13 protein-coding genes are annotated in these 14,193 nt (G+C 72.0%); 4 read left to right on the top strand and 9 right to left on the bottom strand.

From position 1 onward, the window contains the following. The first annotated feature begins 110 nt into the window (after positions 1-110). Both OG303_RS46520 and OG303_RS46515 read left to right on the top strand, forming a co-directional pair. A complete protein-coding gene (locus OG303_RS46520; protein ID WP_405876093.1) occupies positions 111-1,331 on the top strand; it encodes a saccharopine dehydrogenase family protein in 1,221 nt (406 codons plus the stop codon). Positions 1,332-1,440: 109 nt separating this feature from the next. Next, positions 1,441-1,695 carry a WhiB family transcriptional regulator gene (locus tag OG303_RS46515; protein ID WP_405876092.1) on the top strand — a complete coding sequence of 85 codons (255 nt, stop codon included), beginning with the start codon at positions 1,441-1,443 and terminating at the stop codon, positions 1,693-1,695. A 12-nt stretch (positions 1,696-1,707) separates the two neighbouring features. Here OG303_RS46515 and OG303_RS46510 read toward each other — a convergent pair whose 3' ends face one another. Genes OG303_RS46510 through OG303_RS46495 form a run of 4 tightly spaced genes read right to left on the bottom strand, consistent with a single transcriptional unit; the run spans position 1,708 to position 6,479 of the window. Then, positions 1,708-3,534 (bottom strand): sensor histidine kinase, encoded by a 1,827-nt coding sequence (locus OG303_RS46510; RefSeq protein WP_405876091.1) that lies wholly within the window; start codon positions 3,532-3,534, stop codon positions 1,708-1,710. Next, the gene (locus OG303_RS46505; protein ID WP_405876090.1) at positions 3,531-4,229 is read right to left on the bottom strand and encodes a response regulator transcription factor; all 699 of its coding nucleotides are present in this window, start codon (positions 4,227-4,229) and stop codon (positions 3,531-3,533) included. Before OG303_RS46505 ends, OG303_RS46510 begins: the two co-directional genes overlap by 4 nt. A 19-nt stretch (positions 4,230-4,248) precedes the next feature. Continuing rightward, on the bottom strand, positions 4,249-5,007 hold the full coding sequence (locus tag OG303_RS46500; RefSeq protein ID WP_405876089.1) for a L,D-transpeptidase family protein: 759 nt from the start codon (positions 5,005-5,007) through the stop codon (positions 4,249-4,251). Positions 5,008-5,054: 47 nt separating this feature from the next. After that, entirely contained in the window at positions 5,055-6,479 is a 1,425-nt protein-coding gene (locus tag OG303_RS46495; protein ID WP_405876088.1) for a M1 family metallopeptidase, read from the bottom strand. 162 nt (positions 6,480-6,641) lie between these two features. Here OG303_RS46495 and OG303_RS46490 point away from each other — a divergent pair, with 162 nt between their 5' ends. Then, positions 6,642-7,001, top strand: a complete 360-nt coding sequence (locus OG303_RS46490; protein WP_405876087.1) for a DUF488 domain-containing protein — start codon at positions 6,642-6,644, stop codon at positions 6,999-7,001. On the opposite strand, the gene OG303_RS46485 is transcribed toward OG303_RS46490, so the two are convergent. From OG303_RS46485 to OG303_RS46465, 5 genes are all read right to left on the bottom strand, one after another. After that, positions 6,956-8,812 carry a GMC family oxidoreductase N-terminal domain-containing protein gene (locus OG303_RS46485; RefSeq protein ID WP_405876086.1) on the bottom strand — a complete coding sequence of 619 codons (1,857 nt, stop codon included), beginning with the start codon at positions 8,810-8,812 and terminating at the stop codon, positions 6,956-6,958. The genes OG303_RS46490 and OG303_RS46485 overlap by 46 nt on opposite strands. Further along, positions 8,809-10,191 (bottom strand): hypothetical protein, encoded by a 1,383-nt coding sequence (locus OG303_RS46480; RefSeq protein WP_405876085.1) that lies wholly within the window; start codon positions 10,189-10,191, stop codon positions 8,809-8,811. The genes OG303_RS46485 and OG303_RS46480 overlap by 4 nt, the downstream gene beginning before the upstream one ends. Continuing rightward, complete coding sequence (locus OG303_RS46475) at positions 10,188-10,874, bottom strand: FadR/GntR family transcriptional regulator (RefSeq protein ID WP_405876084.1); 687 nt, start codon at positions 10,872-10,874, stop codon at positions 10,188-10,190. The genes OG303_RS46480 and OG303_RS46475 overlap by 4 nt, the downstream gene beginning before the upstream one ends. 162 nt (positions 10,875-11,036) lie before the next feature. Then, the gene (locus tag OG303_RS46470) at positions 11,037-12,710 is read right to left on the bottom strand and encodes an FAD-binding dehydrogenase (protein ID WP_405876083.1); all 1,674 of its coding nucleotides are present in this window, start codon (positions 12,708-12,710) and stop codon (positions 11,037-11,039) included. A gap of 17 nt (positions 12,711-12,727) precedes the next feature. Further along, positions 12,728-13,366 carry a TetR/AcrR family transcriptional regulator gene (locus OG303_RS46465; protein ID WP_405876082.1) on the bottom strand — a complete coding sequence of 213 codons (639 nt, stop codon included), beginning with the start codon at positions 13,364-13,366 and terminating at the stop codon, positions 12,728-12,730. A 130-nt stretch (positions 13,367-13,496) separates the two neighbouring features. On the opposite strand from OG303_RS46465, the gene OG303_RS46460 reads away from it, so the two are divergent. Continuing rightward, positions 13,497-14,123, top strand: coding sequence for an alpha-ketoglutarate-dependent dioxygenase AlkB (locus OG303_RS46460; protein ID WP_405876081.1), 627 nt, complete (start codon positions 13,497-13,499; stop codon positions 14,121-14,123). The last annotated feature ends 70 nt before the right edge of the window (positions 14,124-14,193 follow it).

Below are 14,193 nucleotides of genomic sequence, written 5' to 3'. Positions count from 1 at the left end.
GGAGCAGGCCTCCCTCCTTATGCCAACGCCATTGACCTTACGTGAGCGAGCGGCGTTGTATCAGAGGCAGGGCCCCTCGTCATCGACCCTTCAGAACAGGGAGATCTGTCATGCGTGTACTGCTCGTGGGCGCCGGCGGTGTCGGCACCGCCATCACCCGCATCGCCGCCCGGCGTTCCTTCTTCGACGCGATGGTGGTGGCCGACTTCGACCCGGCGCGGGCCGAGGCGGCGGTCGCCGCTCTCGGCGGCGACGGGGCCCGGTTCCGTGCCGAGCGGGTGGACGCGAGCGACGAGGCGGCGGTGGCGGAGCTGCTGCGCCGGCACGGCTGCGACGTGCTCCTCAACGCCACCGACCCGCGCTTCGTGATGCCGCTGTTCCGGGCGGCGCGCGGTGCCGGTGCCACTTATCTCGACATGGCGATGTCGCTGTCGCACCCGCACGCCGAGCGGCCGCACACGGAGTGCGGCGTCAAGCTCGGCGACGACCAGTTCGCACAGGCCGAGGAGTGGGAGAAGGCGGGCGCGCTGGCCCTCGTCGGCATGGGCGTGGAGCCGGGTCTGTCGGACGTCTTCGCCCGGTACGCCGCCGACGAACTCTTCGACGAGATCGAGGAGATCGGCATCCGTGACGGCGCGAACCTCACCGTCGACGGCTACGACTTCGCCCCCTCCTTCAGCATCTGGACCACCATCGAGGAGTGCCTCAACCCGCCGGTGGTCTACGAGCAGGGCCGCGGCTGGTTCACCACCGAGCCATTCAGCGAGCCGGAGGTGTTCGACTTCCCGGAGGGCATCGGACCCGTCGAGTGCGTGAACGTGGAGCACGAGGAGGTGCTGCTCGTCCCGCGCTGGGTGGACGCGCACCGCGTCACGTTCAAGTACGGCCTGGGACGGGAGTTCATCGAGACGCTTCGGACGCTGCACCTGCTGGGCCTGGACCGCACCGACCCGGTGACCGTGCCGAGCGCCGCGGGGCCGGTGGCGGTCTCGCCCCGGGACGTGGTCGCCGCGTGCCTGCCCGATCCGGCGACGCTGGGCGAGCGGATGCACGGCAAGACCTGTGCCGGCACCTGGGTGCGGGGCGTCAAGGACGGTGCGCCGCGCGAGGTGTACCTGTACCACGTGGTCGACAACCAGTGGTCCATGGCGGAGTACGGCAGCCAGGCGGTGGTCTGGCAGACCGCCGTCAATCCGGTCGTCGCCCTCGAACTCCTCGCCGCCGGCGCCTGGTCCGGCTCGGGGGTGCTCGGTCCGGAGGCCTTCCCGGCCCGCCCGTTCCTGGATCTGCTGACCTCGTACGGCTCCCCGTGGGGCATGCGCGAGCAATGAACACCGGATCTCCCCGTCTCCCTCGGTTTCACTCACGCATCGACAGGTGACCCGGAAACGAGTAAGCCATCCGCGAGGGCACGTTCGACTCAGATCGCAGGTGACTTTGATGGACGACTGGCGAGACCAGGCCGCGTGCCGCACCGAGGACCCCGACCTCTTCTTCCCGATCGGCACCTCCGGTCCGGCCCTGATGCAGACGGAGCAGGCGAAGGCGGTGTGCGGACGTTGCCTTGTGCGGGAACAGTGCCTGGTCTGGGCGCTGGAGCACGGGGAGTGCCTCGGGATCTGGGGCGGCACGAACGAGAACGAGCGGCGCACCCTGCAACGGCGACGCCGGCGCGCCGGCGCGCGCAACGGGTAGCCGCAGGACGGCTCAGCCCTTCGGCGCCGGGGCGCCCGGCAGACGCAGGGTGAACACGGCACCGGCGCCGGGTTCGCACGCGGCGACGACCGTTCCGCCATGCGCTGCGACCAGGTGACGGACGATCGGCAGGCCGAGCCCGCTGCCGCCGGTGCGGCGGCTGCGGGACTTCTCGGCACGCCAGAACCGGTCGAAGACGTGCGGCAGGTCCTCCGCGGCGATGCCAGTTCCGGTGTCGGTCACGGTGAAGACGACCTCGTCGCCGTCGCGGCGGGCCGCCAGGGTGACGGTGCCGTCGACGGGCGTGTGCCGCAGCGCGTTGGAGACCAGGTTCCCTAGCGCCTGCCGCATGCGCACCGGGTCGGCGTCGAGCCACGGCGTGCCGTCTTCCTCGGTGCGCACGGCGACGCCGGCCGCGTCGGCGGCGACCCGGTGGGCGGCGGCGACCTGGTCCAGCAGCTCGTCCGCGCGGACGGGCTCGCGGTGCAGTCGCAAGGTGCCCGCGTCGGCGGCCGCGAGGTCCTGGAGGTCGTCGATCACGCGCTGGAGCACCAACGCCTCGTCGTGCAGGGCGGCCAGGAGCGCGGGATCCGGGTCGACGACGCCGTCCCGGGTGACCTCCAGCCAGCCGCGGATGTTGGTGAGGGGGCTGCGCAGTTCGTGCGCGATGTCGCTGACCATGGCCTTGCGCTGGGCCTCCAGGCGTGCGCGGCGCTCGGTCAGGTCGTTGAACGCCTCGGCCAGGATGCCGGTCTCGTCCCGCGTGGTCACCGGCACCCGCACATGCATGTCCGGCGGCTGCTGAGCGGCCTCGGTCAGCGCCCGCAGGGGCCGTACGAGCCGGGTGGCGACGACGGCCGTGACGGCGACGGTGACCGCGAGCACCAGACCGGCGGCACCGACGATCTTGGTCTTGTTGGCCGGGGACATGTTGAAGCGGGGCGGGGTGGTGTCGTCGCCACCGAGGTACAGCTCGGCCACAGGGGCGACATACGGCTCAAGTTGGGCGCGCAGTGCGTCGTCCGCACAGCTCTGCGCCGTCTTCAGCGCCTTCGCGTCGCCCTCCTTGGCGAACTTGGCGATGACGTACCGGCTCAGGGGTGACCTCCCGCTGGGGTTGAGCATGAGGTAGAGCGGTACTTCGAGGTGCAGTCCGTGCTGTTGCAGGCAGGTGTCGGCTCCCGACGCCAGTCCGTCGAGGGCCTTCTGCTCGGTGGCGGTGGGGTTGATGAGCTGTGCGTAGCCGCAGTCCTGGGCGAGATAGTCGGAGGCCGGGGTCCCGTCCGAGTTGAGGATCACGGGTCGGCCGCTGGGAGTTCGCTCGATCTTGGTGTCGCTGCCGAACCGCTGGTAGCAGGTCTGCTCTTTCGCGGCGACCGCGTCCAACCGGGTGCGCTCCTTCGCCGTCAGCCGGTAGGGGCCCACCGCTCGGGGATCGATCCCGCTGAGCTGTGCGCCGGACTCCGTGTAGGTGTCGGTGTGCAGGGGGTCGACGGTGGCGGCGGCACCGAGGGGCAGGGAGGTTCCCTTCCGCGCCGAGTCGGCGATGAGCGTGCGGTCGGCGGCGGTCAGGGCGATACGCCGGCCCGTGCTCGCGGCCAGGGTACGGACGGTGCCCTCGACGCCCTTCCAGTCCGGGTGGGTTGCCGCGTAGCCACTGAGCTCGGCCAGTATCCGCATGTCGTCGGCGAGGTCCTGGCCCTGTTCCTCGCGCAGGGCCCGGGTGGTGGTCTCCACCGCCAGCCAGGCCGTCGCGGCCACGGAGCACACGGCAATGAGGACCGACGCGATCAGCAGCCGGACCAGCAGCCGCTTGCGCAACGGTATCCGACGCTTCACGGACGGCCGCCGCTGAGCTTGTAGCCGACCCCGAACACGGTCAGCAGCCGCACCGGGCGCCGCGGATCGGCCTCGATCTTGCGGCGCAGGTTCATGATGTGGACGTCGACGGCCCGCTCGGTGGAGGCCCTGTCGAAGCCTCGGGTGCACTGCAGCAACTGCCGCCGGGAGAAGACCCGTTCGGGCTCCGCCGCCATGGTCAGCAGGATCTGGAACTCGGCCGGCGTGCACTCCACGAGGTCGCCGTCGCAGCGCACCTCATGGCGCTCCGGATCGACGGAAAGCCCGGCCGCCCGTACGACGGGATCCTCCCGCACGCCGACCGTCCGCCCACTGCGCCGCAGCACCGTACGGATGCGGGCCATCAGTTCGCGCGGACTGTACGGCTTGGTCATGTAGTCGTCGGCGCCCAACTCCAGGCCGAGCAGGACGTCGTCCTCCTCCGAGCGCGCGGTCAGCATCAGCACGGGGATGTCCTCCTCGCCGCCGCGCAGGACCCGGCACACGCCGAAGCCGTCGACGACGGGGAGCATGAGGTCCAGGACCACGAGGTCGGGTCTCAACCGCCGGGCCGCGTCCAGCGCGGCCGCGCCGTCGTGGACCACCGTGGCCGTATGACCCTCCGCCAGCAGGGAGCGGCGTATGAGTTCGGCCTGCATCTCGTCGTCCTCGGCGACCAGCACATGTGCGCACACCCGGCGGATCCTAAGCGTTTCAGCGGGCGAGGGACGTGGCGTCGCCCATGACGACGACGGGATGAAGGTCGGGGTCGAGCGCGCGGAGCAGTTCCTTCATGTGCTTCTCGGCGATGCTGACGCAGCCGTGGGTGGGGCCGCCGTGGTCGACGTGGAACCATATGCCGCCGCCGCGGCTGGCCCCCATGGGGCGGGTCCAGTCGAGGGGCGAAGTGCCGGGCTTGCGGTTGTAGTTGATCGCGACGACATAGTCGAAGGAGCCGGCGAGGGATTCGCCCCCGAAACCCGTGCCGGGTGAGGTGAATCCGCCGGAGTGGGTGTACGGCAGCCGGGTGCCGGGATCGCCCAGCAGTCCACCGGCATCGGTGAGGCCGTACACGCCGACGGGCGAGCGCAGGTCACCGGCCGTGTGGTGGGCGGACCAGCCCTTGAGCGCGTTGTGCGCGGGCCAGCTCGCGCCCGCCTGCCAGCCCACCGTGGTGCGCTCGTAGAGGACCACGGTGGACCGCGGGGAGTTCTCGCCTCGCCCGGTGACGACCACTGCCTGGCGGGCGTCGGCGGGTATCTCCGCCAGGGTTCTGAGCCCCAGGCCCGGCAGCTGCAGCGCGGCGGCCTCGACGGACATCTGGGGCGAGGGCGAGGCCAGGGGGCTGATGGTGGGTGTGCTCGACCGGGCCGTGGCGGCGCCGGTCGGGTGGCCCGGCGAGGCCACGGCCCCGCCGCCGCATCCCGTGAGCAACAGGGACGCGGCGAGCAGGGCGACACGGGGTCTATTCATGATCACGAGTCGACTCTGACCGACACATGTGAGGAACTCGTCAGGTTTTAGGGGTTGTTCGGCTTCCCCGGAGCGTACAGCCAGGTGGTGAACAGGCGGTCGAGGTTCTTTCCCGACTGCCGCTCCGCCAGGCGCACGAACTGCGCGGTCGTCCCGTGTCCGTAGCGGTGTTCGCCCGCCCAGGCCCGCAGGATGTCGAAGAACGTCCGGTCGCCGACGGCCGTGCGCAGTTCGTGCAGGGCCATGGCGCCGCGGGCGTAGACGGGGGTGCCGAAGATGTTCTCGCCGCTGCCGGGGTCACCCGGCGGGAACGCCCACAGGTCGTCGCTCGCCGGGCGGGCGTACAGCGCGTCGAAGGTCTTCTGGGCGCTGTCGCCGCCGTGTTGCTCGCTGTAGAGCCACTCGGCGTAGGTCGCGAAGCCCTCGTTGAGCCAGATGTCCTTCCAGGAGGTCAGCGACACCGAGTCGCCGAACCACTGGTGGGCGTTCTCGTGGACGAGGGTGCTCAGGTCCGGCGCCGAGTCGTACAACGGACGCGACTGCGTCTCCAGCGCGTACCCGACGTCGGGCGCGTGGTCCACGATCGACCCGGCGGCGCGGAACGGGTAGGGCCCGAAGAGCTTGCTCTCCCATTCCAGGACGGACGGCAGCTTCTTCAGTACGGGCGCCGCCTCGGACGCCTCGCGCGGGTCGACGGCGTTGTAGACGCGGATGCCGTCGCGGGTGGTGTACTGCTCGACCTTGAACTTCCCGACCGTCGCGGTGGCGAGGTAGGCGGCCATGGGTTCGCGCTGGCGCCAGTGGAACGTGGTACGCCCCTGCGCGGTCCGCTGCCCGACGAGGACGCCGTTGGAGACGGCGCTGTGGCCCACGGGGACGGTGACCGTGATGTCGTACGACGACTTGTCCTTGGGGTGGTTGTTCGCCGGGAACCAGGTCATGGCGCCCTGCGGCTCCCCGGCGACGAACGCGCCGTCGTCGGTGGGGATCCAGCCGTCGAGCGAGCCGTCGGGGTCGGTGACCGGCTTGGGGGTGCCGCTGTAGGTGACGGTGACGCGGAACTCCTCTCCCTTGTGCAGGGCCCGGCGCGGGGTGACGACGAGTTCCTGGCCGTCGCGACGGTGGTCGGCCTTGACGTGGTCGACGGTCAGGCCGGTGACCTTCAGTCCGTTGAGGTCGAGGTCGAAGCGGGTCAGGTGCTGGGTGGCGCGGGCGGTGAGAACGGCGGTGCCGTCGAGGTGACGGCTTGTCGGGTCGTAACGGAGGGTCAGTCCGTAGTGCTCGACGTGGTAGCCACCGTTGCCGGCGAGCGGGAAGTACGGGTCCCCGGCACCGGGTGCGCCACCGGTGCCCGCGGAGGCGGGGCCTGCGGCGGCGAGCAGCGCCGCGAGGGCGACGGGGACGGTGATGGTCAGGACTTCGCGGCGCAGGACGGTGGTGGGTCTGGGGGCCTTGCGGCGGGATTGCCTCACATGCGCTCCTCGGGGAGGTGGCTGGTGATCAATCGGCCCCAGGCTAGAGGGCCGCCCCACCGGGATTCCCTCTCATTCGGGTCAAGTCACGCAGCGTCACCCGATAGCCCCGCACTACGCTCGACGTCACCCGCCACCACCGCCCCGCAGAAAGGCCCGACCGTGAGCGTTCGCGTGCGTCGCGTCTACGAACCGCCCGAGCCCGACGACGGCGTACGGATCCTGGTCGACCGGATGTGGCCGCGCGGCCTGTCCAAGGACGCGGCGCGGGTGGACGAGTGGCCGAAGGCCCTCACTCCGTCGACCGAGCTGCGCCGCTGGTACCACGCGGGCGAGGGTTCCTACGAGGAGTTCGCCGAGCGGTACGAGGCGGAGCTGGACGCTCCGGAGGCGTCCGAACTCCTCAGTCATGTCCGGGAGTTGGCCGCCAAGGAGCCCGTGACGCTGCTGACGGCCGCCAAGGCCCCCGAGCAGAGTCACGCCGCTGTGCTGGTCCGGCTGCTCGCATCACCTGCGAGGTAGTTCTCGGTGACGGCCAGAGCGGCCGCCATGATGCTCAGTTGGGGGTTCACCTCCGGGCAGGACGGCAGGACGGAGGCGTCGGCGACGAGGACGCCGTCGACGCCTCGCAGCCATCCCTCGGCGTCGGCCGACGCCCGCTGCGGGTCGCTGCCCGCGGCGACCGTTCCGGTCGGGTGGAAGGCCGACAGGTGCAGATCGCGCGGGGTGATCCCGGTGAGCAGCGCGTCGAGTTGGGCAAGGGTGCGGGCGCGCGGTGCCTTCGGGATGCCGGTGAGGACCTCGTGGGCCCCGGCGGCGAAGAGGATTCGGCCCATGGCTCGTACGGCGGTCATCAGGCGGCCGCCGTCGCGGGGGTCCAGGCTGTAGCGGACGAGGGTGCGGTCGCGGCCCAGGACGCGGCCCGCGGGCCGGTCGGCGATCATGGCGCCGAGGATCGCGAGCCGGTCGGCGCCCTCCAGTTCGCGGCGCAGACAGCGCCCGAGGCCGGGGAGGACGAAGCTGCTCATGCCGGGTGGGCTCGCGGTCGCCTCGATCAGGATCCCGCGGTCGTGGAGTTCCTCGACGCCGGTGCTCTGGAGGACGCCTTCCCAGGAGGTGACCGGTTCGGTGAAGCGGCCCGCGACGCTGGTGGCCGGGTGCACGCTGAGGTTGCGGCCCAGGCGGGGATGTCCGCCCAGGCCGGAACGGCGGAGCAGCGGCGGGGTCTGCAGGGCCCCGGCAGCCGTGACGACGAGGGGGCTGAGGATCTCCAGCTCGCTGCCGTCGGTCCGGCGCGCCCGGATGCCCGCCGCCCGTGGCAGGCCCGGGCGGTCGTGGTCGAGCAGGATCCGCAGCACCCGTGCGCCGGTGACGATGCGCGCTCCGTGGGCGCACGCGTCGGGCAGTACGGACAGCTGCACGCTCTGCTTGGCGCCGGTGGGGCAGCCCACCACGCACTGGCAGGAGCCCTTGCAGCCCGGCGCGTTGCGGCGCAACGGGCCCGCCCGCCAGCCGAGTTGCTCGGCGCCGGCCAGGGCGAGCAGGCCGTTGGTGCCGAGGACGTCGAGCGGTTGGGTGGCGACGCGCAGGGTGCGTTCGATCTCGTCCAGCCGGGCGGCGAGTCCGTCGGCGAGGTGGAAGCCGTGGCGGCTGCTCCAGCGGTCGAGGACGTGGTCCGGAGTGCGGTAGCAGGTACCGGAGTTGACGACGGTGGTGCCGCCGACGGCCCGTCCGACCGGCAGCAGGAGGGGCGGGTTGCCCAGGGCCGCCGTCGCCCCGCCGTCCCGGTACAGGTCGGTGAAGCGGTCCAGCGGTGCGCGACGGCCGAAGGACGCCGTGGTGTGGTGCTCGCCCTCCTCCAGTACGACGACGGAGAGTCCGGCGCGGGCGAGGGTGCGGGCGGCCACGGCTCCCCCGGCGCCGGATCCCACCACGACGGCGTCGGCGCTGGCACGGGCGGGCCACTCCTCGGCCGGGGTGCAGTCCAGCGGCGGGTCGTCGGGGACGGCCGGTGCCGGTGGAACCGGCGTCCGCTCGGTGGCCGCGGCGAGCAGCACGGGGACCTTGAGGAGGTCGAGCGCCGGTACGAGTCCGGGGCGCGCCGCGAGCGAGTCGAGCACCGTCTCGCGCTCTTCCGGGGTGAGGGCGGCCAGGCGGCGCCCGCTGTGCAGGACGGCATACGCGTCCACGGCGGTCGCGGCGGCGGCCACTCCGGCGCGCACGGGGGCGGGCAGGGCCGACAGGAACGTGTCGAGCCTGCGGGGTACGCGGGCGAGCCACTCCTCGTCCCCGGTGTCGGCGAGCAGGGCGGCGACCAGGCCCGGCGCGGTCATCGGTCCCCCACTTCGGCGTGTGCGGTGCCCTGCAGCGTCCACGAGGCCTCGGTGCGCCAGTGGCCCCACCAGCGCTCCAGCAGGATCCTCGCGTCGGCGCTCTCGCTGTTGCGGCACACCGCCTGGGCGCCGTCAGGGTCGCGGTAGTCCAGCGCGAGTGTGCGGTCGGCGGGCTGGGTGACCTCGACGCGGATGCGGCGCAGCAGCGTGCGGCCGGTCACCGTCCAGTCGGGCAGTCCGATGCGGGCACGGAACCGTCCGATGCCGAGCAGGCCCACCGCACTGCGCTCGGCCCGGCGCGGCCAGGTGCGGTCGCGGTGCCGCAGGCGCAGGAAGACGAGCGGTGGCAGTCGCCGCAGTACGGGCCGCGTCGACACCGCGGCGACCACTTCGAGGACGCCGCCGTCGCCCAGTTCGGCGTGCAGCCAGGCCCAGCGGCGGGCGTTGCCGTGGCCGTTGATGCGGGCGGAGGCTCCGGGGGCGCCGCGCAGGGTGAGCGTCCGTTCCCCGTCGCTGAAGGTGCCGTCGTAGGTGGCGCGGGCCGCGGGAAGCATGTGGGTGGCGGGGAGCAGGGGGCGCCGCCAGGACCAGCGGGGAAAGGTGAACAGGGGCTCTGCCAGGGGCTGTTCGGTGAGGTCCCAGTGGAAGTCGCCGGCATGTCCGGTCAGACGCCCGGGGGTTGCGTCGATGCCGTCGGCCGAGAATCCGTGCGGGGGACGGCTCCAGGGGGTGGGCCCGAAGCGGGCGTGGCGGACCTTTCCCTCCGGCGGGAAGGCGGCCGCCCAGCCGTGGGCCTGCGGCGCCGATCCGTCGGCGGGCGCGACCAGTTCGTGGTGCAGCCAGATGCCGGTGCCGGTGGTGGGGTCGGTCAGGGTGGTGTACCAGACCTCGGTGCGGTCGGGGCTGCCGTCCCAGCGCGGTGCGGAGTACTGGGCAGGGTCCTCCCGCCGGGGAAAGCGGAAGCTCAGGAGGAAGGGCGCCAGGTCGGTCGTGAGGGGGAAGCGGAGGGTGCCCTGTCCGGCCCTCGCGCCGTCCTCGTACAGCGTGAACGGCAGGACGGTCATCGACTTCACCGGGTGACGCGGGGTCACCGACTTCCAGCCGTCCAGGGTGAGTCGGCGGCCGTCGGCCGTGAACGTCAACCGGTAGCGGATACGGCGACGCGCGAGGGGCGAGATCTCCAACTCGCCGGTGGCGTCCGGGTCGTCGGTCAGTCCGGTGACGCGGATGCGGCCGCTGAGCCGGGCCCGGGTGGTGCGGTGCGGACGCAGGACCTCGTCGGCCTCGGCCCGCAGGTCGAGGCGGATGCGGCGGACCGGGTCCTCGTTGTCGAGGCGGACCGTGCCGAGCATGGTCTCCGTGAACGACGTGCCCCTCATGCCAGTCCCTTCAGCATGATGCGTTCGGTGTCGCGCAGATAGGCGTCGGCGGCGGTGTGGGCCCGGGGGCCGTCGCCGGACGTCACGGCCTCGACCACCGGGGCGAGTCGCCGGTGTGCGGCCTCGGGGTCGGTGAAGGGCCCGCGCAGGGCGGCGCGGACGGGCAGGTAGGCGTTGAAGAGCGTGTTGGTGAGCAGGACGTAGACGCGGTTGCCGGTGGCCCGGGCCAGCGCGCGGTGCACCTCGACGTCGGCCAGTTGCACGGCGTCCGCGCCGTCCGCTTCGCGTACGGCCCCCAACAGGCGGCGCAGTGCGGCGTGTTGTGACCGGGTGGCACGGGCCGCGGCCCGCTCGGCGATCAACGCGCCTATGGACCGGCGCACTTCGAAGATCTCGCGGACCCATTTCGCGTCGTGGCGCACGAGCATCGGCAGGAGGTCCGCGCCGCCCAGCCGGGCGTAGTCGCGCACCTTGGTGCCGACGCCGTGCCGGGTCTCCAGGAGGCCGGCCTGGACCAGACGGCCGAAGGCGTGCTTGAGGGTGGTGCGGGTGACGCCGTAACCGTCGGCCAGTTGGCGTTCCGCGGGCAGGTAACTGCCCGCCGGATGGCGGCCGTCCAGGATGTCCTCGCGCAACCGGGCCTCGAGGACGTCCACGATCGTCTCGCGGGGCAGTGCCTCCACGGGTGTCTCCTCGCATGAAAGGAGTGGATGAGTGGCTGAGCCACTGAACCAGTGGACGCGTCCGAGGGTCAATCCCCTTGCGGCAGCCGCTTGTTCACGCAAGCGCGCTGCAGGGGCGGTCGGTGTCGTTCCCCGACCGCCCCTGCGGGGCAAGTGTGCCGGTCAGGCCGTCTGCTTCGCCGCCGCCCGTCCGGCCGCCCGCCCGGAGAAGAGGCAGCCGCCGAGGAACGTGCCCTCCAGGGCGTTGTAGCCGTGGACGCCTCCGCCGCCGAAGCCGGCGACCTCGCCCGCCGCGTAGAGCCCGTCGATCGCGCTGCCGTCGGCACCCAGGGCGCGGGAGTCGAGGTCGGTCTGGATGCCTCCGAGGGTCTTGCGGGTGAGGACGTGCAGCTTGACGCCGATGAGCGGGCCCGCCGCCGGGTCGAGGATGCGGTGCGGGGTCGCGACGCGGCCGAGGCGGTCGCCGATGTAGCGGCGGGCGTTGCGGATGCCCTGGATCTGGGAGTCCTTGCTGTACGCATTGGCCATCTGCAGGTCGCGGGCCTCGATCTGGCGGCGCAGCTCGGCCGCGTCGAGCAGCGGCTTGTCCGTCAACTCGTTCATCTTCGTGACGAGTTGCTCCAGGGTGGGCGCGGTCACGAAGTCGGCGCCCTTGCGCAGGAACGCGTCGACCGGGCCCGGGGCGCCCTTGCCGAGCAGACGGTCGCGCAGGACCGCTCCCTTGTCCTTGGCGGTGATGTCGGGGTTCTGCTCGGAGCCCGACAACGCGAACTCCTTCTCGATGATCTTCTGGGTGAGGATGAACCAGGAGTGGTCGTGGCCGGCGATGTCCTCGTTCGTGCGCAGGTACTTGAGAGTGCTGAGGGTGTCGTAGCCCGGCAGGCAGGGGTCGGGCAGGCGGCGGCCGAGGGCGTCGAACCACAGGGAGGACGGTCCGGGCAGGATGCGGATGCCGTGGCCGGGCCAGATCGGGTCCCAGTTCTGCAGGCCCTCGGTGTAGTGCCACATGCGGTCGCGGTTCACCAGGCGTACGCCCGCCTCGGCGCTGATGTCGAGCATGCGGCCGTCGACGTACGCGGGGACTCCGGTGATCATCTCGGCGGGCGGGGTGCCGAGGCGCTCGGGCCAGTGGCGGCGGACGATGTCGTGGTTGGCGCCGATGCCGCCGGTGGTGACGACGACGGCCTGGGCGGTGAGTTCGAAGTCGCCGATGCGGTCGCGGTTGGAGGAGACGCCGCGGGGCGAGTTGTCCTCGGCAAGCACCGTGCCGCGCACCCCGCGCGCCGCGCCCTCCTCGATCACCAACTCGTCGACCTGGTGGCGGTGGTAGAAGGTGAGCAGCCCGTCGCGCGCTGCCTGCTTGGCGTGGTCGACGAACGGCTCCACGACCCCCGTACCGGTCCCCCAGGTGACGTGGAAGCGGGGTACGGAGTTGCCGTGTCCGTCCGCCCGCAGGTCGCCGCGCTCGGCCCAGCCGACGGTGGGCAGGAACTTGATGCCGTGGCCCTCCAGCCAGGACCGCTTCTCCCCCGCCGCGAACTCGACGTAGGCGCGCGCCCAGCGCACCGCCCAGGAGTCCTCGTCGTCGACGCGGTCGAACTGCGCGCTGCCCTGCCAGTCGTTCCAGGCCAGGTCGAAGGAGTCCTTGATGCCCAGGCGGCGCTGCTCCGGGGAGTCGACGAGGAACAGCCCGCCGAAGGACCAGAACGCCTGTCCGCCGAGGTTGGCCGCGTTCTCCTGATCGACGAGCGCGACCCTGCGGCCCCGGCTGGTGAGCTCGTGCGCGGCGACCAGGCCCGCGAGACCCGCTCCGACGACGATGACGTCCGCATCCATGGCGACCGTTCCCTTTCTCAGTGGGCTCGTTGGGGGTTGCCGCTGCCGTCGGTCAGCAGCGCGGTGAGCAGTTGTTTGAGCCAGACGCGGGCGCTGTCGACGTCCTTGTCCAGCAGCAGTTGGGTGGTGACACCGTCGTACGCGGCGACCACGGCGTGGGCCGCGCCGTCGATGTCGCCGAGCACGGCGGGCAATTGGGCGAAACCCTCCGCGCGGGCGAGCCGGTCGGCGATCGCCGCACGCAGCCGCGTCCGGTGCTCAAGCAGGGTCTCGGCGACCTGCGGATCGCGGGCGGCGTGCACCAGGAAGTCCGTCTTCACCAGGAGCCAGTCGAGGTCCAGGAGCAGCACCTCGGTGACGCGGTCGACGGCGGCGGGCACGTCGAGGTCCGGTCCGTCCAGGGCGAGGGCCCCGGACACCTGGTCCGCGATCAGGTCGGCACGCTGCCGGTAGAGGGCGAAGAACAGCTCGTCCAGGCTGGCGAAGTTGGAGTAGAAGGCGCCCCTGCTGTAGCCGGCGGCCTCGCAGACCTCCTCGATCGAGACCCGCCCGAAGCCCTTGGCGGCGAACACGGCGAAGGCGGCGTCGAGCAGGTTGGCGCGCGTGCGGACCCGGCGCCGGGTCACGCGCCGAACCGCCGTCTCCTCAGCCACCATGGGGAAGCCCTCCATTCGATACAGGAATGTATCCGATACACCGATGTATCGAAAGCTCCACGAGACCGGGCACGAAATCAGGCACGGAATCGATGGGAACACATTTTCGAATAAGGAGTACGCTGGATCCATGACCACGCACCTCCAGGGCTCGCTCTTCGACCAGACCGACCAGCTGCGTCTCGGCCCCCTCGACGGGATCCGCCGGACGCGGCTCGGCCTCGGTGCCTGGATCGACGTGCTGCCCGGCTGGCTCGGCGGCTCGGACATCCTGTTCGAACAGCTGGCCGCCGAGGTGCCGTGGCGTGCGGAGCGCCGCACGATGTACGACCAGGTCGTCGACGTACCCCGGCTGCTCGCGTTCTACGGGCCGGACGACGCCCTCCCGCACCCCGTGCTGGACGAGGCCCGCCGCACGCTCTCAGCGCACTACGCCGACGAGTTGGGCGAACCGTTCACCACGGCCGGGCTCTGCCACTACCGCGACGGGCGCGACAGTGTCGCCTGGCACGGCGACCGCATCGGGCGAGGCGCCCGCGAGGACACCATGGTCGCCATCCTCTCCCTGGGCGCGCCCCGCGATCTGCTGCTGCGTCCGATGCGGGGCGGCGACAGCGTCCGGCGCCCGCTGGGACACGGCGACCTCATCGTGATGGGCGGCTCCTGCCAGCGGACCTGGGAGCACTCCATCCCGAAGACCACACGCGCCGCGGGACCGCGCATCAGCGTCCAGTTCCGCCCGCACGGCGTGCGGTGAGGCGGAGAGGCGGCCGCTTCGGCTGCACGCAGGGGGCTGCCTCCGGCGGACGGTGCCGGAGGCAGCCCTT

It is taken from the genome of Streptomyces sp. NBC_00005 (genome assembly GCF_045160215.1).
GTDB lineage: Bacteria > Actinomycetota > Actinomycetes > Streptomycetales > Streptomycetaceae > Streptomyces.
This window is presented reverse-complemented; position numbering and strand designations above follow the sequence as displayed.